The organism is Mesorhizobium marinum (assembly GCF_040813675.1).
Lineage (GTDB): Bacteria > Pseudomonadota > Alphaproteobacteria > Rhizobiales > Rhizobiaceae > Mesorhizobium_K > Mesorhizobium_K marinum.
This window is the reverse complement of sequence record NZ_JBFOCI010000002.1, coordinates 108,883-132,500: the sequence shown is the minus strand read 5'-3', so window position 1 is coordinate 132,500 and position 23,618 is coordinate 108,883. Positions and strand designations below refer to the sequence as shown.

Annotated in this window: 19 protein-coding genes, 1 tRNA gene, 2 rRNA genes, 1 pseudogene and 2 riboswitches (1 of these 25 running past the window's edge); of the genes and pseudogenes, 15 read left to right on the top strand and 8 right to left on the bottom strand. The window is 65.8% G+C overall.

Annotated elements, in window-relative coordinates; all coding sequences use genetic code 11:
• From ABUE31_RS06130 to ABUE31_RS06115, 4 genes are all read left to right on the top strand, one after another.
• Window positions 1–2,186 (top strand): 23S ribosomal RNA (locus ABUE31_RS06130) (it extends 612 nt beyond the left edge of the window).
• Window positions 2,187–2,277: 91 nt separating this feature from the next.
• Window positions 2,278–2,392: ribosomal RNA gene (gene rrf, locus ABUE31_RS06125) — 5S ribosomal RNA — on the top strand.
• Window positions 2,393–2,521: 129 nt separating this feature from the next.
• Window positions 2,522–2,598: transfer RNA gene (locus tag ABUE31_RS06120), tRNA-Met, on the top strand.
• A gap of 269 nt (window positions 2,599–2,867) precedes the next feature.
• A complete protein-coding gene (locus ABUE31_RS06115; protein ID WP_367722650.1) occupies window positions 2,868–3,263 on the top strand; it encodes a VOC family protein in 396 nt (131 codons plus the stop codon).
• On the opposite strand, the gene ABUE31_RS06110 is transcribed toward ABUE31_RS06115, so the two are convergent.
• Complete coding sequence (locus ABUE31_RS06110; protein ID WP_367722649.1) at window positions 3,215–3,877, bottom strand: helix-turn-helix domain-containing protein; 663 nt, start codon at window positions 3,875–3,877, stop codon at window positions 3,215–3,217. The two genes, ABUE31_RS06115 and ABUE31_RS06110, sit on opposite strands and share 49 nt — an antisense overlap.
• A gap of 377 nt (window positions 3,878–4,254) precedes the next feature.
• Between ABUE31_RS06110 and ABUE31_RS06105 the strand changes: the two genes are divergently transcribed.
• Entirely contained in the window at window positions 4,255–5,172 is a 918-nt protein-coding gene (locus ABUE31_RS06105; protein WP_367722648.1) for a LysR substrate-binding domain-containing protein, read from the top strand.
• An 80-nt stretch (window positions 5,173–5,252) separates the two neighbouring features.
• Window positions 5,253–5,372: riboswitch (TPP riboswitch) on the top strand.
• A gap of 60 nt (window positions 5,373–5,432) precedes the next feature.
• A complete protein-coding gene (gene thiD, locus ABUE31_RS06100) occupies window positions 5,433–6,248 on the top strand; it encodes a bifunctional hydroxymethylpyrimidine kinase/phosphomethylpyrimidine kinase (protein WP_367723563.1) in 816 nt (271 codons plus the stop codon).
• Between the two features lie 55 nt (window positions 6,249–6,303).
• On the opposite strand, the gene thiE is transcribed toward thiD, so the two are convergent.
• The 3 genes and pseudogenes from thiE to thiC all read right to left on the bottom strand — a co-directional run bounded on the left by thiE (window position 6,304) and on the right by thiC (window position 9,542).
• Window positions 6,304–6,945, bottom strand: a complete 642-nt coding sequence (gene thiE / locus ABUE31_RS06095; protein ID WP_367722647.1) for a thiamine phosphate synthase — start codon at window positions 6,943–6,945, stop codon at window positions 6,304–6,306.
• Entirely contained in the window at window positions 6,942–7,736 is a 795-nt protein-coding gene (gene thiM, locus ABUE31_RS06090; protein ID WP_367722646.1) for a hydroxyethylthiazole kinase, read from the bottom strand. Before thiM ends, thiE begins: the two co-directional genes overlap by 4 nt.
• A gap of 3 nt (window positions 7,737–7,739) precedes the next feature.
• A pseudogene (gene thiC, locus ABUE31_RS06085) lies at window positions 7,740–9,542 on the bottom strand (phosphomethylpyrimidine synthase ThiC).
• A 113-nt stretch (window positions 9,543–9,655) separates the two neighbouring features.
• Window positions 9,656–9,773: riboswitch (TPP riboswitch) on the bottom strand.
• Between the two features lie 174 nt (window positions 9,774–9,947).
• On the opposite strand from thiC, the gene ABUE31_RS06080 reads away from it, so the two are divergent.
• Window positions 9,948–11,384 carry an aldehyde dehydrogenase family protein gene (locus ABUE31_RS06080; protein WP_367722645.1) on the top strand — a complete coding sequence of 479 codons (1,437 nt, stop codon included), beginning with the start codon at window positions 9,948–9,950 and terminating at the stop codon, window positions 11,382–11,384.
• A gap of 82 nt (window positions 11,385–11,466) precedes the next feature.
• Entirely contained in the window at window positions 11,467–12,366 is a 900-nt protein-coding gene (locus ABUE31_RS06075; protein ID WP_367722644.1) for an NAD-dependent epimerase/dehydratase family protein, read from the top strand.
• Between the two features lie 3 nt (window positions 12,367–12,369).
• Here the strand turns inward: ABUE31_RS06075 and ABUE31_RS06070 are convergent, their stop codons facing one another.
• Genes ABUE31_RS06070 through ABUE31_RS06060 form a run of 3 tightly spaced genes read right to left on the bottom strand, consistent with a single transcriptional unit; the run spans window position 12,370 to window position 14,903 of the window.
• Window positions 12,370–13,134 carry an SDR family oxidoreductase gene (locus ABUE31_RS06070; RefSeq protein ID WP_367722643.1) on the bottom strand — a complete coding sequence of 255 codons (765 nt, stop codon included), beginning with the start codon at window positions 13,132–13,134 and terminating at the stop codon, window positions 12,370–12,372.
• A gap of 14 nt (window positions 13,135–13,148) precedes the next feature.
• Window positions 13,149–14,147 (bottom strand): ABC transporter permease, encoded by a 999-nt coding sequence (locus tag ABUE31_RS06065; protein ID WP_367722642.1) that lies wholly within the window; start codon window positions 14,145–14,147, stop codon window positions 13,149–13,151.
• Window positions 14,148–14,159: 12 nt separating this feature from the next.
• A complete protein-coding gene (locus ABUE31_RS06060) occupies window positions 14,160–14,903 on the bottom strand; it encodes an ATP-binding cassette domain-containing protein (protein ID WP_367722641.1) in 744 nt (247 codons plus the stop codon).
• Window positions 14,904–15,298: 395 nt separating this feature from the next.
• Here ABUE31_RS06060 and ABUE31_RS06055 point away from each other — a divergent pair, with 395 nt between their 5' ends.
• The 6 genes from ABUE31_RS06055 to ABUE31_RS06030 all read left to right on the top strand — a co-directional run bounded on the left by ABUE31_RS06055 (window position 15,299) and on the right by ABUE31_RS06030 (window position 21,591).
• Window positions 15,299–16,294 (top strand): substrate-binding domain-containing protein, encoded by a 996-nt coding sequence (locus tag ABUE31_RS06055; RefSeq protein ID WP_367722640.1) that lies wholly within the window; start codon window positions 15,299–15,301, stop codon window positions 16,292–16,294.
• Window positions 16,295–16,383: 89 nt separating this feature from the next.
• On the top strand, window positions 16,384–17,151 hold the full coding sequence (locus ABUE31_RS06050) for a FadR/GntR family transcriptional regulator (RefSeq protein WP_367722639.1): 768 nt from the start codon (window positions 16,384–16,386) through the stop codon (window positions 17,149–17,151).
• 120 nt (window positions 17,152–17,271) lie between these two features.
• On the top strand, window positions 17,272–18,126 hold the full coding sequence (locus ABUE31_RS06045; protein ID WP_367722638.1) for an amidohydrolase family protein: 855 nt from the start codon (window positions 17,272–17,274) through the stop codon (window positions 18,124–18,126).
• A 100-nt stretch (window positions 18,127–18,226) separates the two neighbouring features.
• Window positions 18,227–19,144, top strand: a complete 918-nt coding sequence (locus tag ABUE31_RS06040) for an endonuclease/exonuclease/phosphatase family protein (protein WP_437344079.1) — start codon at window positions 18,227–18,229, stop codon at window positions 19,142–19,144.
• A 96-nt stretch (window positions 19,145–19,240) separates the two neighbouring features.
• Window positions 19,241–20,407, top strand: a complete 1,167-nt coding sequence (locus tag ABUE31_RS06035; RefSeq protein ID WP_367722637.1) for a diphosphate--fructose-6-phosphate 1-phosphotransferase — start codon at window positions 19,241–19,243, stop codon at window positions 20,405–20,407.
• A gap of 191 nt (window positions 20,408–20,598) precedes the next feature.
• Complete coding sequence (locus ABUE31_RS06030; protein ID WP_367722636.1) at window positions 20,599–21,591, top strand: nucleoside hydrolase; 993 nt, start codon at window positions 20,599–20,601, stop codon at window positions 21,589–21,591.
• Window positions 21,592–21,637: 46 nt separating this feature from the next.
• Here the strand turns inward: ABUE31_RS06030 and ABUE31_RS06025 are convergent, their stop codons facing one another.
• Entirely contained in the window at window positions 21,638–22,342 is a 705-nt protein-coding gene (locus ABUE31_RS06025; RefSeq protein WP_367722635.1) for a L,D-transpeptidase, read from the bottom strand.
• Window positions 22,343–22,826: 484 nt separating this feature from the next.
• Between ABUE31_RS06025 and ABUE31_RS06020 the strand changes: the two genes are divergently transcribed.
• Window positions 22,827–23,561: an MBL fold metallo-hydrolase gene (locus ABUE31_RS06020; RefSeq protein ID WP_367722634.1), complete on the top strand. Its 735-nt coding sequence runs from the start codon at window positions 22,827–22,829 to the stop codon at window positions 23,559–23,561.
• Window positions 23,562–23,618 lie beyond the last annotated feature (57 nt).

Below are 23,618 nucleotides of genomic sequence, written 5' to 3'. Positions count from 1 at the left end.
TGGGTCAGCGACTTAGTGTGACGAGCAAGCTTAAGCCGGTAGGTGTAGGCGCAGCGAAAGCGAGTCTGAACAGGGCGTTCAGTTCGTCGCATTAGACCCGAAACCGAGTGATCTAGCCATGAGCAGGTTGAAGGTAAGGTAACACTTACTGGAGGACCGAACCCATAACTGTTGCAATAGTTCGGGATGACTTGTGGCTAGGGGTGAAAGGCCAATCAAACTCGGAAATAGCTGGTTCTCCGCGAAATCTATTTAGGTAGAGCGTCGACCGAATACCCTGGGGGGTAAAGCACTGCATGGGCTAGGGGTCCTCACCGGATTACCAAACCTAAGCAAACTCTGAATACCCAGGAGTACTAGTCGGCAGACACACGGCGGGTGCTAACGTCCGTCGTGAAAAGGGAAACAACCCTGACCTACAGCTAAGGTCCCCAAGTTATGGCTAAGTGGGAAAGGATGTGAGGATCCCAAAACAACCAGGATGTTGGCTTAGAAGCAGCCATCATTTAAAGAAAGCGTAACAGCTCACTGGTCTAAATAAGGGTCTTTGCGCCGAAAATGTAACGGGGCTAAAGCCATACACCGAAGCTTAGGGTTCACGAGCAATCGTGAGCGGTAGCGGAGCGTTCTGTAAGCTGATGAAGCCGTACCTGTGAGGGGCGGTGGAGGTATCAGAAGTGCGAATGCTGACATGAGTAACGTAAGGGGTGTGAGAGACACCCCCGCCGAAAGTCCAAGGGTTCCTGCTTAAAGTTAATCTGAGCAGGGTTAGCCGGCCCCTAAGTCGAGGCAGAAATGCGTAGACGATGGGAATCACGTTAATATTCGTGAGCTTGGAGGTAGTGACGGATCACGTGTGTCGTCAGGTCTTATCGGATTGATCTGGCGGCGAAGTGGTTCCAGGAAATAGCTCCTCCTTATAAACCGTACCCGAAACCGACACTGGTGGACTGGTAGAGTATACCAAGGCGCTTGAGAGAACTATGCTGAAGGAACTCGGCAAATTGCACGCGTAACTTCGGAAGAAGCGTGACCCTTTATTGCGCAAGCAGTGGAGGGTGGCACAGACCAGGGGGTAGCGACTGTTTATCAAAAACACAGGGCTCTGCGAAGCCGCAAGGCGACGTATAGGGTCTGACGCCTGCCCGGTGCTGGAAGGTTAAGAGGAGGGGTGCAAGCTCTGAATCGAAGCCCCAGTAAACGGCGGCCGTAACTATAACGGTCCTAAGGTAGCGAAATTCCTTGTCGGGTAAGTTCCGACCTGCACGAATGGCGTAACGACTTCCCCGCTGTCTCCAGCATAGACTCAGTGAAATTGAATTCCCCGTGAAGATGCGGGGTTCCTGCGGTTAGACGGAAAGACCCCGTGCACCTTTACTATAGCTTCACATTGGCATTCGTAGTGGCATGTGTAGGATAGGTGGTAGGCTTTGAAGCCAGGGCGCCAGCCTTGGTGGAGCCACCCTTGAAATACCACCCTTATCTCTATGGATGTCTAACCGCGGCCCGTTATCCGGGTCCGGGACAATGTGTGGTGGGTAGTTTGACTGGGGCGGTCGCCTCCTAAAGAGTAACGGAGGCGCGCGATGGTGGGCTCAGAACGGTCGGAAATCGTTCGCTGAGTGCAATGGCATAAGCCTGCCTGACTGCGAGACTGACAAGTCGAGCAGAGACGAAAGTCGGTCATAGTGATCCGGTGGTCCCGTGTGGAAGGGCCATCGCTCAACGGATAAAAGGTACGCCGGGGATAACAGGCTGATGACCCCCAAGAGTCCATATCGACGGGGTTGTTTGGCACCTCGATGTCGACTCATCGCATCCTGGGGCTGGAGCAGGTCCCAAGGGTATGGCTGTTCGCCATTTAAAGCGGTACGTGAGTTGGGTTCAGAACGTCGTGAGACAGTTCGGTCCCTATCTGCCGTGGGTGTAGGAATATTGAAAGGATCTGTCCCTAGTACGAGAGGACCGGGATGGACGGATCTCTGGTGGACCTGTTGTGGCGCCAGCCGCATTGCAGGGTAGCTATATCCGGACGGGATAACCGCTGAAGGCATCTAAGCGGGAAACCCACCTTGAAACGAGTATTCCCTGAGAGCCGTGGAAGACGACCACGTTGATAGGCCGGGTATGGAAGTGCGGCAACGCATGAAGTTTACCGGTACTAATAGCTCGATCGGCTTGATCGTTCTCATTCTCTGTGCCCATCGCGCCTGAACGGCTCTGATCGGACGGCACGTCAAGAACAGCTTCTCGAAAACACAACATGCTCTTTGCCGACCTGGTGGTTATGGCGGGGTGGCTGCACCCGTTCCCATTCCGAACACGGCCGTGAAACGCCCCAGCGCTGATGGTACTTCGTCTCAAGACGCGGGAGAGTAAGTCGCTGCCAGGTCTGCAAAGCGCATGTTGAAATCTTCTCTTACGACGGCCCGCCAAACGGGATTTCGGGCCGCGAAAGCGGCCCTTTCGTTTGACGGGACAGCTTCTCAAGGACAGTCTGCCTCGGCAGTCGGTCCGGTGGCGCGGGGTGGAGCAGCCCGGTAGCTCGTCAGGCTCATAACCTGAAGGTCGCAAGTTCAAATCTTGCCCCCGCAACCAAACTTTCTGAAAACCCCGCCTTACCGGCGGGGTTTTTTGCTTTTGGGGACACCGTAGCCATTCGGGCGACATTGCGCCGCATCCCGGTTGTGCCCTTCGGCTTCTCTCGCCAGCTCGAAATGCCGTCGCTTCCTTGGCGCGTTCGCGGCAGTTCCTCGCGCGAGCGGTGCCGCCGGCCTGCGACCGATGGCCGGCCCTGTCGCGATCCTTCAAGACAAAAGACGCCCTGGCGTCCATTGAAATGGATCACGCGCCTGCCGGAGAGAAGCATGATCTTCCGATACACCATCCTCTATGTCGACGATGTCGCCAGGGCACTGGCGTTCTACGAACGCGCCTTCAACCTCGAGCGGCGATTCCTTCACGAGTCGGGAGACTATGGCGAGCTTTCCACCGGCCAGACCAGGCTCGCCTTTTCATCGAAGCGGCTGATGCGGGAGCTGGGCAAGGCCCCGGGCAGTCCGTCGCCACAGGCGCCGGTCTTCGAAATCGCCTTCGAGACCCAGGACGTAAACTCGGCGTACGATCGCGCCGTCGCGGCCGGTGCGGCGCCGGTCCAGGCCGTGCGGGACGAGCCGTGGGGACAGACGACGTCCTATGTCAGCGACCCCGACGGCTATCTGGTCGAGATCTGTTCGCCGGTCCAGTTGCCGAGCGCGGGCTGACGCAAGAGTTCGAGCGCCAGCGGGCTCCGGCTGAGTTGCGCCGGCGTCGACGAAAACCAGCGTCGGAGATCGCGGCTCATGTGCGCCTGGTCGCTGAAACCGCATTCGCCGGCGATCACCGCCAGTGGTTCGGACTGCCCCAGCATGGCTGCGGCCCGTCGCGCCCTGGAAAGCTGTCGCCAGAAGTCGGGCGGCGGCAGGTCGCTGGAAATGAAATGGCGCTGCAGCGTCCGAAGCGATACGCCATGACGTCTTGCCGCGCGCGCGACGGTGATGCCCGGTTCCGAAAGCAGCTGGATCGCATCGCCCGCGTCGGTCCCGCTGCGGGAAGCGTTGGCTAGGATTTGCTGCGATTGCGCCGGCGCGCGTCGAATGGCCTCCAGTTCGGCGGGAGACATGGTCGTTCCCGGCCGCAGACGGTAGCCGACGACGTCGTCGCCTGCGGCAAGATGCGCATGCCGCGGCCGGACGTCGAGCGCGGTCAGGAGGATCTGGACCGGTCCCCGCTTCGGTCTGATGATCAGCACATCCCGGCACCCGTCTGGAAAGACGATCAAACTTTCGTCGTCGCGCGCCCGGTGGCGCCAGCAATGGAAGCCGGGGTTCGTCGTCATCGTCCAGCACCTGGCGCGGTTCGGGGCCGCCGCATGATTTTCCGGGTGGGGCAGAACAGCGCGGACGCGGTTGCCCACCGGCCCAATCCGACATGCACGACGTCGGATGGGCCCGACATCCCTATCGCAAAAGTCTCCGGCATGCGATTCCGGCAACGCAAGACACGGCCCCTGGGAGCAGCCCGGCAGACCTGAGTTTGCCGACTAACCTATTGGGAGCCGGCGCTCGTTTGGGGGTGAGCGGCAGCTGCCTGACGATGGCGCCGGATGAGGATCTGGCAGCGTCCTGTCCGGCGACTTGATGCGCCCACGTCGTTATGTAACCCTCTTGAGGACAGCTTTCGTTCAGAATCCAGTATGAATGTTGCGAGTACTGCATGACCCTTTCGCGCGCACTGATCCCCGACCTCGGCAAGCTGCAGGCCTTCGAGAGCGCCGCCCGGCACGGCAGCGTGACCCAGGCGGGGCGTGAACTCAGCCTGACCCAGAGCACGGTCAGCCGGCAGATCGGCGAGTTGGAGCGACAGCTCGGCGTGCTGCTGTTCGAGCGCGTGCGCCAGCGCGTCGTGCTGTCCGAGGCCGGCCGAAAATTCCTGCCGGACGCGCGCAAGCTCCTGCAGCAGGGGGAGGCGGCGATGCTGCGCGCCATGGCCGGCTCGAAGGCGTCGCTGCTGCGGCTTGCCACGCTGCCGACCTTCGGGGCGCGCTGGCTGACGCCGCGGCTGCCAGGCTTTCTCGCGGCGCATCCCCAAGTCGTGCTCGACATTGCGTCGCGCTCCGAGCCGTTCGATCTCGAGGAACAGGGTTTCGACGCGGCCATTCACTACGGCCAGCCGGTCTGGGCCAATGCGACCTGCCGCTATGTCTGCCAGGAGGTGATCGTGCCGGTGGCCAGCCCGGTGCTGGCCGGGCATGCGGAGCCGCAAACGGCGGAGACGCTGGCGCAGCTTCCGCTGCTGCATCTCGCGACGCGCCCCAAGGCCTGGTCCGACTGGTTCGCGCTGGCGGGCGTTGAGACGACAGCCTCCTACCAGGGACACCGATTCGACCAGTTCGCGATGGTGATCGAGGCGGCGTCGGCAGGACTCGGGGTCGCGCTGCTGCCGCTCTATCTCATCGAGCAGGAATTGCAGGGGGGGCAGCTCAGGGTCGTCGTCGACCGGCCGCTGCCGACCGAGAACGGCTATCATTTCGTGATGCCGAACGGGAAGCTGGACCAGCCGGCCGCCAACGCGCTCTATCGTTGGATCGTCTCCGAGGTGGGCGGCGTGCCTGTTGATCGCCCGGCAGCCTGACGGCCGACGCGGCGCCCTCGCGGCGTTCCGGTCGGGACGAAATGGCGGATGCATCGCCGCGCCGGGCTTGCTACACATCGCCCTTCACCGAGGGGTGCCCCGCAGGGGGCTGAGATTCGGCCGGGCCCAAAAGGCAGCGCCGTGACCCTTTGAACCTGATCCGGATCATGCCGGCGAAGGGACTGGTCACGGCGAACCGCTCCTTCTCCGGTCTCTGCAGCGAGGCCGCAATGTCCAACCCGAACCCTTCACCGAGCGCCATGGGCGGCGCCGTCGCCAACGTGCTGACGATCGCCGGGACCGATCCGTCCGGCGGCGCCGGTATCCAGGCCGACATCAAGACGTTCTCGGCGCTCGGGGCCTACGCGACGTCGGCCATCACCGCGGTGGTGGCCCAGAACACGCAAGGGGTGCGCTCCTACGTCGCGCTCGAGCCCGAATTCGTCGCAGAGCAGATCGACGCCGTCTTCGACGACGTCAGGATCGACGCGGTCAAGATCGGCATGGTGGCGAACGCCGGAATCGCCGAGGCAATCGCCGGAAGCCTGGGGCGACATCGGGCCGCGAACGTCGTGCTCGACCCCGTGATGGTCGCCAAGAGCGGCCATCACCTGCTCGATCCGGCGGCGGTCGACGCCGTCCGCGGGCTTCTGGTTCCGCTCGCCACAGTGATCACGCCGAACCTGCCGGAAGCGGCGGTGCTGCTCGGCACCGAGCCCGACTGGTCGCTCGGGGAGATGCGCTTGCGGGCGGTCGAACTGCATCGGCTCGGCTCCCGATGGGTGCTGCTGAAAGGCGGGCACATGGAGGATCCGGAAACCAGCATCGACATCCTGCACGGCGAATCGGCGACGATCGAACTGTCCGCGCCGCGCATCAAGACGAAGAACGACCACGGCACCGGCTGCACGCTGTCGGCGGCGATCGCAGCGCTGCTGCCATCCAACACCGTGGAGGAGAGCGTGGGACAGGCGAAAAGCTACTTGCAGGGCGCGCTTGCGGCGAGCGGCACGCTCGAGGTCGGGCATGGCCATGGCCCCCTGCATCATTTCCATCGCCTGTGGCCGGCCGCCTGAGGCCCACTATCCGAGGCCGGCGCTTTCGGCCGCGCGGTTCTCCGTCGCCGGGTCGTCAGTGCGACAGGCGCCAGGCCTCGATCGACCGTGACAGCGACCGGGCGGCGGCCTGCGGATCGGGTTGCCCGCAGATCGCGGAGACCACCGCCATCCCGCCCGCGCCGCTGGCAAGGACCGGGGCGGCATGCGCCTGCTTCAATCCGCCGATGGCAACGGAAGGCAGGGGACAGAGGCGGACGAGCCGGGCCAGCCCGTCGAGACCGATGGGCTGCTTGTGGTCGGGCTTGGTCGGGGTGGCGAAGACCGGACCGACGCCGACATAGTCGACCACGCCGACGTCGATCGCCTCGACGGCGGCTTCCGTCTCGACCGAGAGACCGAGAATCCGGCCGGGGCCAAGCCGCTGGCGCGCGACCTCAGCAGGCACGTCGTCCTGCCCGGCGTGAAAGCCGTCGGCGTCGATGGCGACGGCGGCCTCCAGGTCGTCGTTGACGATCAACGGGACGCCGGTGCCGGCCAGCGCCGCCTTCAGCTCGCGGCCGGTCTCGACAAGGGCGGCGGTGGTTGCCGCCTTGTCGCGAAGCTGGACCATGGTGACGCCGCCGGCGACCGCGAGGCGCGCCGTCTGCGCCATCGAATGGACGACGCAGAGATCCGGATCGAGGACCAGGTAGAGCGACAGGTCGAACCGCCTCATGCCGCAAGGACCCTGCCGCCGGCCTCGAGGTCGGCTGCCGTGAGCCCATGCAGCGCATCGAGGAAGCGCACGGCGAGACTGCCGGGACCGGAGGCGTCGCGAGCGGCGCTTTCGCCGGCGACGGCAAAGGTGACCAGGGCCGCCGTCGCAGCCTCGAACGGCTGGTCGGGCGCGATCGCGGCGTAGGCGCCGACCAGCGCCGTCAGCGAACAGCCCATCGCCGTGATTTTCGGCATCAGGGGCGAGCCGCCCGGAATGCGGACGGCGCGCGCGCCATCCGTCACGAAATCGACCGCTCCGGTCACCGCGACCACGGCGCCCTTTGCGAGCGCCAGCTGGCGCGCCGCATCTTCGGCCTGCTCGATGGGGTCGCCGCTGTCGACGCCCTTGCCGGCGCTCGTGCCGCCGCCGAGCGCGATGACCTCCGAGGCGTTGCCGCGGATGATCGTGGGGCGGAGCGCAAGCAGTTCGGCCGCCGCCTGGCGCCGGAAGGCGGTGGCGAAATGCGCCACGGGGTCGAACACCCATGGCCGGCCGGCGGCGGTTGCCCCGGCGACGGCCGCTTTCATGCCCGCCACCCACGCCGGCGACAGGGTGCCGATGTTGACGGTGAGCGCGCCGGCAATCGCAGCGAACTCACCGGCTTCCTCCTCCGCGTGAACCATGGCCGGCGATGCGCCCGCCGCGAGCAGGACGTTGGCGGCGACGTTCATAGCCACATAGTTGGTGATGCACTGCACGAGCGGTGCGGTCTCGCGCATGCGGGCGAACAGAAGGGAAGGGCTGGTCATCGCTCAGGCCTCCTGCCCGACGGGCATGTAGAGGTCGCCGCCGTCGCGATATCTTGCCGCCATCGCCGCCAGCCCTTCCTTCTGCGCCTCGGCGCGGATGTCGTGGCTGATCTTCATCGAGCAGAATTTCGGGCCGCACATGGAGCAGAAGTGCGCCACCTTGTGCGCCTCCTTGGGCAGCGTCTGGTCGTGAAAGGCGCGCGCCGTCTCCGGGTCGAGCGAGAGGTTGAACTGGTCTTCCCAGCGGAACTCGAAGCGTGCCCGCGACAGCGCGTCGTCCCTGATCTTGGCGGCGGGATGGCCCTTGGCGAGGTCGGCGGCATGGGCGGCGATCTTGTAGGTGATGACGCCCGTCTTGACGTCGTCTCGGTCGGGCAGGCCGAGGTGCTCCTTCGGCGTGACGTAGCAGAGCATGGCGGTGCCGAACCAGCCGATCATCGCCGCGCCGATGCCCGACGTGATGTGGTCGTAGCCCGGAGCGATGTCGGTGGTGAGCGGCCCGAGCGTGTAGAAGGGCGCCTCGCCGCAGACTTCGAGCTGCTTGTCCATGTTCTCCTTGATCTTGTGCATCGGCACGTGGCCGGGCCCCTCGATCATCACCTGGCAATCCCTGGCCTAGGCGATCTTCGTCAGCTCGCCGAGCGTTTCGAGTTCGGCGAACTGCGCCGCGTCGTTGGCGTCGGCGATCGAGCCGGGACGCAGGCCGTCGCCAAGCGAAAATGCCACGTCATAGGTTCGGCAGATGTCGCAGATCTCCTCGAAATGTTCGTAGAGGAAGCTCTCCCTGTGGTGGTGCAGGCACCACTTGGCCATGATCGAGCCGCCCCGGCTGACGATGCCGGTGACGCGGTCGACGGTGAGGTGAATGTAGGCCAGGCGCACGCCGGCATGGATGGTGAAATAGTCGACGCCCTGCTCGGCCTGCTCGATCAGCGTGTCGCGGAACACCTCCCAGGTCAGGTTCTCGGCGATGCCGCCGACCTTTTCGAGCGCCTGGTAGAGCGGCACGGTGCCGATCGGCACCGGCGAATTGCGCACGATCCAGTCGCGGATGTTGTGGATGTTGCGCCCGGTGGAGAGGTCCATCACGGTGTCCGCGCCCCAGCGGGTCGCCCACACCATCTTCTCGACCTCCTCGGCCATCGACGAGGTGACGGCCGAATTGCCGATATTGGCGTTGATCTTGACCAGGAAATTGCGGCCGATGATCATCGGCTCGCTCTCGGGATGGTTGATGTTGGACGGGATGATGGCGCGGCCCCGCGCCACCTCGTCGCGGACGAATTCGGGGGTGACGAAGTCGGGAACGGCGGCGCCGAAGCTTTCGCCGTCGCGCTCCAGCTTCATCCTCATCTGCTCCCGGCCAAGGTTTTCGCGGATCGCGACGAATTCCATCTCCGGCGTGACGATGCCGGCGCGGGCATAGGCGAGCTGGGTGACGGCGCGGCCGTCGGTGGCGCGCAAGGGCGCGTTGCGGACCGGGAATTCGGGCGTCAGCCGGTCGGGCGAGACGAAGCCGTTGTCCTCCGGCTTCACCGCGCGGCCGTCATAGCGTTCGACGTCGCCGCGGGCGAGGATCCATTGTTCGCGCAGGCGCGGCAGGCCGCCCTCGATGTCGATCGTCGCCGATAGGTCGGTGTAGGGGCCGGACGAATCGTAGACCGTGACCGGCGGCTCGCCGGCGCTGGGATGGACCGAAATCTCGCGCATCGGCACCCGGATTGAGGGATGGATGCTTCCGGCCCTGTGGACCTTCCTCGACGCGGGAAGTTTGCCCGTCGTGACGGTCGGGGTTTGGGCATTCATGCGTTGAGCCTCCTCTTCTGCAGGAGACCCAGTCCATGCGATGAGGAGGAACAGAGGTTTGGCAATCGGACTTCGGGCGTGGATGAACCCGAATGCTCCAGCCGGAGACCGGCCTGCTGCGCCTCGCACCGTCCCTACGCCAGTATGAACTGGATCAGGTTCGACGGGTCACTGCGCTGCGCGAAGCCAGCAGTATCTCAGCCCCTTGTCGGGACCCCCCTGGTGAAGTCGTCATCTAGCGAACCGGTCCGACCGATGTCAACTTGGTCCGGCGCGATCGGGCGGAAGCGGGCAGGCGATCGCCATCCGGTCGTGTCGCAGGGGTCGAATTTGCTTTAAGCATGCGTCATTGCCCTGTATTCAGCCTGCGGCCACCAACAAAAACCGACGGACAAGGGCAGACCCATGACTTTGCATCAGAACTTCATAGCCGGGAGCTGGGTTGACGCGGGAGAGGCCGCCGAGAATATCAATCCCTCCGACACGGGCGACGTGGTCGGCCGCTACGCGCGCGCATCGCGCGAGCAGGCCGAACAGGCGATCGCCGCGGCGCGGGCCGCGTTTCCGGCGTGGTCGCGCTCCGGCATCCAGCAGCGCCACGATATCCTGAAAAAGGTTTCCGACGAGATCGTCGCGCGCAAGGACGAGCTTGGAAGGCTGCTCGCCCGCGAGGAAGGAAAGACGCTGCCCGAGGCGACCGGCGAGGTGCTGCGCGCGGCGCAGATCTTCGACTTCTTCTCCGGCGAGACGCTGCGCCTGTCGGGCGAAAAGCTGCCGTCCACCCGTCCCGGCATCGATGTCGAGCTCACCCGCGAGCCGGTCGGCGTCATCGGCATCATCACGCCGTGGAACTTTCCGATCGCCATTCCCGCATGGAAGATCGCGCCGGCGCTCGCCTATGGCAACACGGTCGTCTTCAAGCCGGCCGATCTCGTGCCGGGCTCGGCCTGGGCGCTCGCCGACATCATCGTGCGCGCCGGGGTTCCCGAAGGCGTCTTCAACCTCGTCATGGGCCGCGGCTCGGTGGTCGGCGACACGCTGCTCAACAGCCCCGGCGTCGACGCGATCACCTTCACCGGCTCGGTCGGCACCGGCAAGAAAGTTGCCGCCGCCTGCGTCGAGCACATGCGCAAGTTCCAGCTCGAGATGGGCGGCAAGAACCCGCTCGTGGTGCTCGACGACGCCGACCTCGACGTTGCGGTCGACGTCGCCGTCAACGGCGCCTTCTTCTCGACCGGCCAGCGCTGCACCGCGTCCTCGCGGCTCGTCGTCACCGAGGGCATCCACGACAGGTTCGTCGCGGCGGTCGGCGAGCGCCTGAAGGCGCTTGTCGTGGACGACGCGGTGAAGCCGGGCACCCATGTCGGGCCGGTGGTCGACCAGAGCCAGCTCGACCAGGACATGTCCTACATCGACATCGGCAAGCAGGAAGGCGCCAGGCTGGCGTTCGGCGGCGACCTGCTCAAGCGCGACACGCCCGGCTTCTACCTGCAGCCGGCGCTGTTCACCGAGACGACCGCCGGGATGCGCATCAACCGCGAGGAAATCTTCGGGCCGGTCGCCAGTGTCATGCGGGTGAAGAACTACGACGAGGCGCTGGCCGCCGCCAACGACACCGTCTTCGGCCTGTCGTCGGGCATCTGCACGACCAGCTTGAAGCACGCCTCGCACTTCAAGCGCAACGCCGAGGCCGGCATGGTGATGGTCAACCTGCCGACGGCGGGCGTCGACTACCACGTGCCGTTCGGGGGCCGGAAAGGGTCGTCCTTCGGCCCGCGCGAGCAGGGCCGCTATGCCGCCGAATTCTTCACCACGGTGAAGACGGCCTACACGCTCCCGTAGGCGCGGCCCGCGAATTGCCTCGCCGCCGGGCTTGCGTCCGGCGGCAACTCCCTGCAAATGTCAGACAAATAGGGAGATCGAGATGGGCAAGCGGATCATGTTCACCGGCGGCAGCGGCAAGGCCGGCCGGCACGTCGTGGATTATCTGGTCGGGAAGGGGCACCAGGTGCTCAACATCGACACCAGGCCGCTCGACAATCCGAAAGTCCGCACGCTGATCACCGACATCACCGACAGCGGCCAGGTGTTCAACGCGCTGTCGAGCTACATGGGCCTGCACGAGTTCGACCCGTCGCTGCGGCCCAAGCCGGTCGACGCCGTCGTCCATTTCGCCGCCATCCCGCGCATCATGATCACGCCCGACAACGAGCTGTTCCGCGTCAACACGATGGGCACCTACAACGTCATCGAGGCGGCGGTTAAGCTCGGGATCAAGAAGATCGTGATCGCGTCGAGCGAGACGACCTACGGCGTGGTCTTCGCCAACGAACCCAGGGATCCCGCCTATTTCCCGCTCGACGAGGCGTACGACGTCGATCCGATGGATTCCTACGCGCTATCCAAGGTGGTCAACGAACAATGCGCCCGCGCCTTTGCGCTGCGCAGCGGCTTCGACATCTACGCGCTGAGGATCGGCAACGTCATCGAGCCGCACGAATACGAAGGCTACATCCCGAAATGGATCAAGGATCCGGCCTTCCGCAAGCGCATCGCCTGGAGCTACATCGATGCGCGCGACCTCGGCCAGATCGTCGACCTCTGCATCGCCAAGAGCGGGCTGGGCTACCAGGTCTTCAACGCGGCCAACGACGATCCGTCGGCCGCCCTGACGACGCAGGAACTGCTCGACCGCTTCTATCCTGAGGTTCCGCTGAAGCGGAAGCTCGGCAAGTACGAGTCGCTCTATTCCAACCGCAAGATCAGGAAAGTGCTCGGCTTCAAGCAGCAGCACAACTGGCGCAAATACGCGCCGAAGACATAGGACTCACACCGAAACGGTCATGCCGCCGTCGACGAACAGCGTGTGGCCGTTGACGAAGGACGACGCGTCGGAGGCCAGGAAGACGGCCGCGCCGACGAGTTCCTCGACCGCGCCCCAGCGGCCGGCGGGCGTGCGCTTTTCCAGCCAGGCGTTGAAGTCCGGGTTCTCGAACAGCGCCGTGTTGAGTTCGGTCTTGAAGAAGCCCGGCGCGATGGCGTTGACCTGGATGCCGTGCCGCGCCCAGTCGGCGCACATGCCGCGCGTCAGGTTCTTCACAGCGCCCTTGGTCGTCGTGTAGGGCGCGATCGTCTCGCGCGCGAGTTCGCTCATCACCGAGGCGATGTTGATGATCTTGCCGCGCCGGCGCGGGATCATGCGTTTCGCCACGGCCTTGCCGACATTGAAGACGCCGGTCACGTTCACCTGCAGCAGTTCCTGCCACTTGTCGTCCGGGAACTCGTCGAGCGGCTTGCGGAACTGCACGCCGGCATTGTTGACCACGATGTCGATCGGGCCGAGCTCCCGCTCGATCCGGTCGATCTCGGCGCCGACGGCGGCCGCATCGACGACATCGAACACCGCGGCCTCGACGTCATGCCCTTCGCCGCGCAGCGTGGCGACCGCCTTGCCTATCTTTGCCGCGGTGCGGCCGTTCAGCACGACTTTCGCGCCGTGTGCCGCGAGCCCCTTGGCCAGCGCGTAGCCGATGCCCTGGCCGGAACCGGTGACGAGGGCGATCCGGCCCTTCAGGCTGAACAGGTCTGACATGAATTGTGCTTGCCCTAGTCGCTTTGGCGGAAATTGCGGATGCGGTCGAACAGCACCGCCAGGATGATCGCGCCGCCGATGAAGGTGCCCTGCCAGAAGGCGTTGATGCCGAGCAGGCCGAGGCTGTTGCGGATGATCTCGATGAGCGCAGCGCCGACGAGCGCGCCGAAGGCGGTGCCGACGCCACCGGCGAGGTTGGCGCCGCCGATGACGGCGGCGGCGATCACCTGCAGTTCCAGGCCGGCGCCGAGGTTGGTGGTGATGGCGCCGAGCCAGCCGGTCTGGATGATGCCGGCGATGCCGGCCGACAGCGCCGAGATCATGTAGACGGCAACCTTGATGGGCTTGACCGGAACGCCGGTCAGCGTCGCCGCGTGCTCGTTGCCGCCGATGGCGTAGACATGGCGGCCGAATTTCGTCCAGCGCAGAACGAAGCCGGTGATCAGCGCCAGCACGATCATGTAAAGCACAGGATTGGCGATGCCGAGGAACCAGGCGCCGCCGCCGAGCGCCAGCAGCTTGTCGTGGTCCGGCCCGAACTCGAAGACGACCGTGTTGCCGGAGGCGACCATCGCCAGGCTGCGGGCGATCGACAGCATGCCAAGCGTCACCACGAAGGGCGGGAAGCCGAGATAGGCGATCAGCACGCCGTTGAAGGCGCCGACCACAAGCGCGGTGGCGACGGCGGCGGCGATGCCGACCTCGATGCCCCAGCCGGCGTGCATGGTGACGCCGAGGACCATGCTGCAGAGGCACAGCACGGAGCCGACCGACAGGTCGATGCCGCCGGTGATGATAACCAGCGTCATGCCGAGCGCGATGATGGCTACGAAGGTGACGTTGCGGGTGATGTTGTAGAGGTTCTTGGCCGTCGCGAATGAATCGGTCGCGAAGGACAGATAGAGGCAAGCCAGCAGGACCGCCACCAGCACCCAGAAGGTCTGCGTGCCGACGATCCGGCTGACCAGGCCGTGCTGCTTGTGGGCTATGGTCTGGTCGAGCGTAACAGCCATTCCCGCTTCCCCCTACGCCGCCATCTCGATCGCGCCGGTGATCAGGCCGGTGACCTCCTCGGGCGAACTGCTGCCGATCGCCTTGTCGGCGACCTTGCGGCCGCGCCGCATGACGATCACCCGGTCGGCCACCGAGAACACGTCGGGCATGCGATGGCTGATCAGGACGACGGCGATGCCCTTGTCGCGCAACTGGCGTATGAGGTGCAGCACCTCGGCGACCTGGCGCACGGAGATCGCCGCCGTAGGCTCGTCCATCAGCACGATCTTCGCCTCCGAAAGCATGGTCCGGCCGATCGCCACGGCCTGCCGCTGGCCGCCCGACATCTGCTTGACGAGGTCGCGCGGGCGCGTCTCGGACTTCAGCTCCCTGAAGATTTCAGCAGCGCGGTTGTACATGGAGGCATAGTCCAGCACGCCGAACGGGCCGACGCCGCGACGCAGCTCCCGCCCGAGGAAGACGTTGGCGGCGGCCGTGAGATTGTCGCACAGCGCAAGGTCCTGGTGGACGATCTCGATGCCGTGGCGGCGCGCATCGACCGGCCGGTGCATGACGAGGTCGGTCCCCTCCATCCGGATGGTGCCTTCGCTCGGGCGATAGTTGCCGGCGATCATCTTCACGAGGGTGGACTTTCCGGCGCCGTTGTCGCCCATCAGCCCGACGACCTCGCCGGGGCTCAGCGAAAACGAAACGTCGCTGACCGCCTGGATGGCGCCGAAGTGCTTCGAGACGTTGATCAGTTCGAGAACCGCCACGACTTGCAACCTCCCCGGCCTTGGTCAGGCATCGCGCCCTACCGGCCCGCTGACGGTCGTCGCCTGCTGTCCTCCCGAGGCAACGATCGGGGGCATTTACGCAAACAGGCGCGCGGGCGTCAATCGATAGTCCGGCGACCAATCGTCAATTTTGTAAGACAAATAGGACAATACCCGTTGACGCATGAAACGCGCCGATATTAGCTTGCCGCCTTGTTTGGGAAGCATGCTCGTGCTCGCGACTGGCGCTGCCGGCCCGGACCTCGGCTGCTATGCGATCACGGGAGTTTGTCGGCTCGACGCCATGCGCGGACGCGATCCGCGTGCGGCCCAGGTCCGGGCCGATGCGTGCGGCGCGCACCTCCGTGCTCGCCTGGTTCAATGGGAGGAAGGATATGAGGAAGCTTCTGTTGCTGGCCGCAACCGCGGCGATGGCGCTCGGCGCAAGCCAGGCGCTCTCACAGGAGAAGAAGCAGCTTGTCATCGTGGTGAAGGGCCTCGACAACCCGTTCTTCGAGGCGATCAACCAGGGCTGCCAGAAGTGGAACTCCGAGAACGCAAGCTCGGAATATGAATGCTTCTACACCGGTCCCGCGTCGACGTCCGACGAAGCCGGCGAAGCGCAGATCGTGCAGGACATGCTCGGCAAGCCGTCGACCGTCGCGATCGCGATCTCGCCGTCCAACGCCAAGCTGATCGCGCAGTCGATCAAGACGGCGAACCCGACCATCCCGGTGATGACCCTCGACGCGGACCTCGCCAAGGAAGACTCGGCGCTGCGCAAGACCTATCTGGGCACCGACAACTACCTGATGGGCAAGCGCATCGGCGACTACATGAAGGAAGCGCTGCCGGCCGGCGGCAAGGTCTGCTCGATCCAGGGCAACCCGGGCGCCGACAACATCCTGCGCCGCGCGCAGGGCTGGCGCGATTCGCTGTCCGGCCAGGAGGGGCTGGCCGAACTGAAGGGCGAAGGCGGCTGGACCGAAGTCGCGGGATGCCCGGTGTTCACCAATGACGATGGCGCCAAGGGCGTGCAGGCGATGACCGACATCCTCGCCGCCAACCCCGACCTCGTCGGCTTCGGCATCATGGGCGGCTGGCCGCTGTTCGGCGCGCCGCAGCCCTACCGCGACCTGTTCAAGCCGATGGCCGACAAGATCGCCGCCAACCAGTTCGTGATCGGCGCCGCCGACACGATCGGCGAAGAGGTGGCGATCGCCAAGGAAGGCCTGGTGACCGCTCTCGTCGGCCAGCGGCCGTTCGAGATGGGCTACAAGGCGCCGACGGTCATGATCGACCTGATCGAAGGCAAGGAAGTCGCCGACCCGGTGTTCACCGGTCTCGACGAATGCACCAAGGACACGGCCGACACCTGCATCCAGAAGTAGGCGGACCGAGGACGCGCCCGGGTTCGGGCGCGTCCGCTTCTTGCTCGCCCTGCCGAAAGTGCGATAGCAACCTGCAGGGGGATCGACTCATGCGACGCATCAAGGAAACCGCTTCCGCCACCGGCCCGGCTCCGATCGAACGGAGCAGGGGAAGCGGCGCTTCGCTTGCCGCCGGATCGAGCGTGCACGCCTCCCTCGCCAACGAGATCGGGATGCGCATCGTGCGCGGCGACTATCCGCCCGGCACCATCCTGCCGAACGAGGCGAAGTGGTCGGAGACATTCGACGTCAGCCGGTCGGCGGTGCGCGAGGCGATCAAGATGCTGATGGCCAAGAGCCTCCTGTCATCGCGGCCCAAGGTCGGCAGCTGGGTCGAGCCGCGCGAGCGCTGGAACCTGCTCGATCGCGACGTGCTCGGCTGGTACGCCATGGCGCCCGACCGCGAGGGGTTCCTGCGCACCGTCCAGGAGTTCCGTCACATCATCGAGCCGGACGCGACGGCGCTTGCCGCAGAGCGCCGCTCCGAGGAGGAGATGGCAGAGATCAGCAAGGCATGCCGGGAAATGGGAGACGCGACGTCGCTGGCCGCCCGCACCCACGCCGACACGCGCTTCCACCTGGCCATCCTGCGGGCGTCGGGCAACGAATTGCTGGTTCCGCTTGGCGTGCTGATCGAATCGGCGCTCAACAATCTGTTCGTCGTGGTCACCCGCGAGACGGCTGATGTGCGCCACGCGCAGAAGCTGCACGAGGCGATCGAACGCAACGTCAGGCTGAAGCGTCCGGAAGCGGCCCGCGCGGCCGTCCGGCGGCTGCTCGCCAACACCGACAAGGTCATCGGGCGCGGGTCTCTCTGACCGGGCACGGTCACGGCAGCGCCGGCGCCTTGCCGGCGGCGGCAATGATCGCTTGCGCTCCGATGACCGACCGTCGCATGAAAGGCGTCCCCAAAGACGTCCAAGTTCAAGGAGGACAGCGTGCTCGTCGATACCCACCTGCATCTCATCGACCAGTCCCGGCTCGGTTATCCGTGGCTCGACGGCGCGCCCGCGCTCAACCGCGATTTCCTCTACGCAGAATATGCGCGTGATGCGCAGAAGGCCGGCGTCACCGACGTGCTCCACATGGAAGTCGACGTGGCGCCGGAGCAGATTGCCGGCGAGATCGCGTTCGTGCGCGAGCAGTCGAAGAAGCCGGGCAGCCTGATACGCGGCGCGATCTCCGCCTGTCGACCCGAGGAGGAGGGGTTCGAGGCCCTGCTCGAACGCGCGCTGGCGGATCCCTTCGTCAGGGGTTTCAGGCGCATCCTGCACACCGTGGACGACGACATCTCGCAAGGGGCGCTGTTCCGACAGAACGTCAGGCGGCTCGCCGGCACGCGGCTCACCTTCGACATCTGCATGTTTCCGCGCCAGCAGCCGCTGGCGCTGGCGCTGGCGACGCTCGCCCCCGACGTGACCTTCATCCTCGACCATTGCGGCGTTCCCGACATCAAGGGCGGCGACTTCGACGCCTGGAAGCGCGGCATCTCCGAACTCGCCGCAAGGCCCAACCTGATGGCCAAGGTGTCGGGCATCGTCGCCTATGCCGACGGCGACACATGGACGGCCGCCACGCTGCGCCCCTATGTCGAGCACATCATCGACTGTTTCGGCTGGGAGAGGGTCGTCTGGGGCAGCGACTGGCCGGTCTGCACGCTCGGCGGCGGACTGCTGGCGTGGATAGCGGCGACGCACGCCGTACTTTCCGGCTGCTCCAACGACGAGCGCGAAGCGCTGTTCTGGCGCAACGCCGACCGCATCTGGAACCTCGGACTGTCGGTCGGCCGCTGACGCGCCGGCGCCGATAACGGAACCTTCAACGCCCGCCTGCTTTTCCTTGCCGGCGGCTGCCGTTAACACTGTCGTCAGGAAAGTCCACCAGGGTTACCTCATGACCAAGAGCCGCCTTGCCTTCCTCGATCCGGTGCTGCTTGCCCGGCTGCGGAGGAACTCGCGGCTCAGCACCATCAAGAGCAGGCTGAGGAACCGGCTGCAGGCCATGCAGTCGGTGGACGCCCACGCAAAGCCGCGGCGGGCGGCAAGGCCGCACGGCGACCACGAACTGGTCGTCGCCTCCTACAACGTGCACAAGTGCATGGGCACGGACGGACGCTTCGAGCCGGGCCGCATCGCGTCGGTCATCGCGGAGCTGGATGCCGACGTCGTCGCCATCCAGGAGGCGGACAAGCGGTTCGGCCGCCGCCACGGGCTGCTCGACCTCGAGGCGCTCGAGAAGGAGGCCGGGCTGACGCACATCCCGACCTCGGAGCGGCCGCACGGCCACGGCTGGCACGGCAACGCGCTGTTCCTGAGGCGGGGCGAGGTGCGCGCCATGCGCCGGCTGGCCCTGCCGGGGGCCGAGCCGCGCGGCGCGCTCGTCGTCGACCTCGACCTGCCGGCCGGCCCACTTCGCCTCGTCGCGGCGCATCTCGGCCTGCTGCGGCGCAGCAGGCGCTGGCAGGTGCGCTCCATCCTCGACGCCATCGAGCACGGGCCGCGCCTGCCGATCCTGCTGGTCGGCGACTTCAACGAATGGCGCCCGGGCCGAAAATCGTCGCTGCATGAGTTGAGGCCGGTGTTCGGGCCGCTCAGCCACGCGCATTTCTCGTTTCCGTCCTATTTCCCGGTCGTCGCGCTCGACCGCGTGATCGGATCGCCGGGCCTGGTCACGGCCATGGAAGTGCATGACAGCACGCTGGCGCGGGTCGCGTCCGACCACCTGCCGCTGAAGGCGACGATCGACATACCGGCGGCGTTGCGCGAAATGCACGGAAACGAGCAACTGGTGCTGTCCGAGGCCGGCGAGTAGGCGGCGCGCGGCGCCAAGTCTGCCGTTGCGCTTGCCGGCAAAGACGGGCATGTGTGCCGCAACGGCAGACAGGCATTCCCGGAGAGGATTTTCGAGATGGCAGAGACCTTCGTGATCGCGCAGGGCGGCGGGCCGACGGCGGTGATCAACCAGACGGTGGCCGGCGCGACGCTGGAGATCCGCAAGCGCTACCCGAAGGCGCGCGTGCTCGGCGCCCGCCATGGCGTTCGCGGCGTTCGCGACGGCGATTTCGTGGTGCTCTCCGACCTGCCGGAGGCGCAACTGCGCCTGTTCGGCGGTACGCCGAGCGCCGGCCTCGGCTCGACCCGCGACAAGCCCGACGCGGCCTATTGCGACCTCGTGCTGAAGGGGCTGCAGAAGGCAGACGCGCAGGCCTTCATCTATATCGGCGGCAACGACACCTCCGGCACGCAGCAGATCCTGACCGACGCGTCGGGCGGGTCGATCGCCTTCGTGCATGCGCCGAAGACCATCGACAACGACCTGATGGAAAACGACCACACGCCGGGCTTCATGTCGGCCGCCGAATTCGTCGCCGGCGCCTTCCTCTCGGTCGACCTCGACTTTCGCGCGCTGCCGGGCGTCTATGTCGCCATCGTGATGGGCCGGCACGCCGGCTTCCTGACCGCGGCGTCGGCGGCGTGGCGGCTCGACGAGGAAAGCGGCCCGCACCTGATCTACGTGCCGGAGCGCGCCTTCTCGGTCTCCCGCTTCATCGACGACGTCAAGCGCACGCTGGACAAGCACAAGCGCTGCGTCGTCGCGGTGTCCGAGGGCGTGCAGACCGCCGACGGCACCTCGCTGGTCGAAAGCATCGTCGGTCCCGACAAGGTCGAGCGCGACGCGCATGGCAACGTCAAGCTGTCGGGCAGCGACCTGAACCGCGCCTTCGAGCATGCGCTGGCGGAGGGCCTGCCGGGCAAGCGCGCCCGCGTCGACGCGCTGGGCTACATGCCGCGCGGCTATGTCGGCGCGATCAGCAAGGTGGACAGCCAGGAGGCGTTCGATGCCGGGGTGCACGCCGTCGAGGCGGCGGCGCGCGGCGGCGGCTCGGTGGCGCTGCAGTTCGACGGCCAGAAGACGGTGTTGAACATCGTGCCGCTCTCCAGCGTGGCGGCGAAGACCCGCCATATGCCGGACGACTTCCTCTCCGCCGAGGGCACCGGTCTCACCGAAAAGGGCATGGCCTATCTGAACCGGCTGGTGCCGAAGCGCTTCGAGGTCGCCAAGCCGTTCGTCTGAGGGGCGTCCGCGCAATCGATGGCGTTTCGCCGCCGATGCCGGTGCTATAGGATGCCGGCGATGACCGCCTGCGTGGGCAGGATTTCCCTGTCCGGGAAGATCGCGCGCTGAACTCGCCGGACGATCGCCGTCCCGTGCGGCGTGGCGACCGCCAACGGGTGAGCCGCACCGGCCTGGCCGAAAGGGGACACATGGAAAAGATCATCCTCGATTGCGATCCCGGGCATGACGACGCGATCGCCATCCTGCTGGCGGCCGGCAACCCGAACATCGACCTGCTCGGCATCACCACGGTCTCGGGCAACCACAATGTCGAGAACACGACGCGCAACGCGCTCGCCACCTGCACCGCCTACGGCATCAAGGTGCCGGTCGCCAAGGGCTCGCCCGGCCCGATGATCGCCGACCAGGTCCTGGCCGTCGAGATCCACGGCGAGACCGGGCTTGACGGCCCCGTGCTGCCGCCGGCCTCGTTCGACCTCGACCCGCGGCATGCCGTCGACTTCATCATCGACACCGTCATGGCGCATGAGCCCGGCACCGTGACGCTGGTGCCGGTAGGCCCCTACACCAATATCGGGCTGGCGGTCCGCAAGGAGCCGCGCATCGTCGAGCGGGTCAAGAAGGTCGTCGCGATGGGCGGCGCCTACACGCGCGGCAACATCACGCCGGCTGCGGAGTTCAACGTCTATGCCGACGCCGAGGCGGCCGACGTGGTGTTTCGCGCCGGCTGGGACGTCACCATGGTGGGGCTCGACCTGACCCACCAGGCGCTGGCCACCCCGGACCTGCAGGACAGGGTGCGCGCCGTCGGCGGCGACATCGCGCAGTTCATCCTCGATATCTGGACGTTCATCGATACGACGCATGGCGGACTGCTGCAGATCCCGTATCCGGCGGTCCATGACGCCTGCTGCGTCGCGGCGATGATCGACCCGACCGTATTCACGACCGAAAAGGCCGACATCCGCGTCGAGACCGCCGGACGCTGGACCAAGGGCATGACCGTCTGCAATTTCGAGAAGATGGGCGGCATGCGCCATTTCGGCGGCACGGCGATGGAGCAGACGAACTTCAGGCACACGGTGGCGATGACGCTCGACCAACAGAAGTTCTGCGACCTGATCGTCGATGCGCTGGAGCGGTTGACCCGCCGCAAGGCTCAAGGACCGGCGGGGAACTGAGCGCTCGACCGGGCGGGCTGCCGCCGGGCGCGATTTCGCGTCGAACCTACGCCACCACCACCGGCGTCTTGCCGTTCACGCGGTTGAAAAGGTCGATGACGTCCTGATTGATCATGCGAACGCAGCCGGACGACATGGCCTGCCCGATGGTCCACCATTCGGGCGAGCCGTGGATGCGGTAGCCGGTGTCGCGGCCGTTCTGGAAAATGTAGAGCGCGCGCGCGCCGAGCGGGTTCTTCAGGCCGCCAGGCTGGCCGCCGCGCCACTTTTCCAGTTGCGGCTGACGGGCGATCATTTCCGGCGGCGGCGTCCAGGTCGGCCACTTCTTGCCGTACTGGATGTTGGCGCGGCCGGACCAGGAAAATCCCTCGCGGCCGATGCCGACGCCGTAGCGCAGCGCATCGCCGCCCGGCTGGACGAAATAGAGGAAACGCTCCTGCGACCTGACCACGATGGTGCCCGGCGCCTCGCCGGTCGGGTCGACGACCACCTGGCGACGCCATTTCGGCTCGATCTTCTGGTAGGGGATTTCCGGCAGGGCGAAGCCTTCGTCGGTGAAGGATGCGTACATCAGCGACGGCGACGTGACCTGCCGGTCGACACTGATCTTGGGTCTGATCGAGCCGGTCGACACGTTGTCGACCTGGTAGGCCGGAACCTCGAGCGCGGTCATGTCGATCGAGCGCGTACAGCCCGCGCCGGCGACGATGGCGGCCGATCCGAGGCCGAGCAGCGCTGCGCGCCGCGACATGGTCTCGGGTATTTCCTGCGGGGCGGACGGCTGACGCAATGACTTGGACAAGGGCACGGTTCCACTCGACGACATGCCCCGGCGGCAGCCAGGGCTTGTCGCATTTTCACCATTCATGGTTGACGAAAGGTGAACGCCAGGGCCGGCAAGGCGTTGCGTGCGGGCGAGGCGGAGCGTTGGCGAGAAGGGCGGGCGCGGCGGCACAGAATGACCCCGCCGGGGTCACATTCTCTCCCGAAACGGCAGGCTACCTCGGCCGCCTGCCGAAAGAGGGAATCATGAGCCAGAGACCGAAGACCGATATCGCTTTCGCTGCGGCCTTCGTCGTCGGCGACCGCGTTCCGCGGGCTTGCGCCGCCTCTGCTCGCTGGTGCGTCACGCACTGAAGACGCGCCGCCGGCCGGTCCCCGACTGACGGGACCTTGCCGGGGAGTGCGTTTCCTGTCCCTATCCGGCTGTTCAGCGTTCCCACGGAGGATCGAGCTTGCAGCCGACAGCTTTGCCAGCAGGCCAGTCATGGTTCACCAAATCGCCGATCGACGCGAACCTCGTCGCATTTACAGAACCGTTCCTGAACGACTACTTCAGGGCGAATTTCTATCACCTCAAAGGCCGCGATCTCGACCTCGTGATTGACGCCGGCATGGGGCTGGCGCGGCTCACCCCGTTGCTCGACCTGACGCCAGGCAAACCGGTGCTGGCGATCGCCACCCACGTTCACGCCGACCATGTCGGATCGTTGCACGAGTTCGCGGAGCGGGCCGGTCCGCGGCTGGAGGCCGGTGCATTCGCGACCATGCCGGACCGCTGGACCTTCGCCGACGAGTTCCGCGCGCTTGCCGAACCGGTGAGCCGCCTGCCGGCCGAGGGCTGGAGGACCGAGGACTACCGGATCCGGCCGGCGCCGCTCACCCGAATCCTCGACGAGGGCGACCGGATCGAGACCGGCGACAGGACCTTTACCGTGCTCGCGCTGCCCGGCCATTCCTTCGGCTGCATCGGTCTTTACGACGAACGCGACGGGCTCCTGTTTTCGGGCGATGCCGTCTACGACGACACGCTGATCGACGACATGTGGTGCTCCAGCCGGGACGACTACCGCGCCACCATGCGCAGGCTGCTGGACCTTCCGGTGCGCGTCGTGCATGGCGGCCATGGCGAACGCTTCGGCGAGACGCGGCTGAAGCAGATCGCCCGCGACTATCTTGAGCGGCAGTGAGGCGCCCCACTTTACAAATGCCGCGCCCGGGCGATTTATGATCTCCGCTGACGCGAG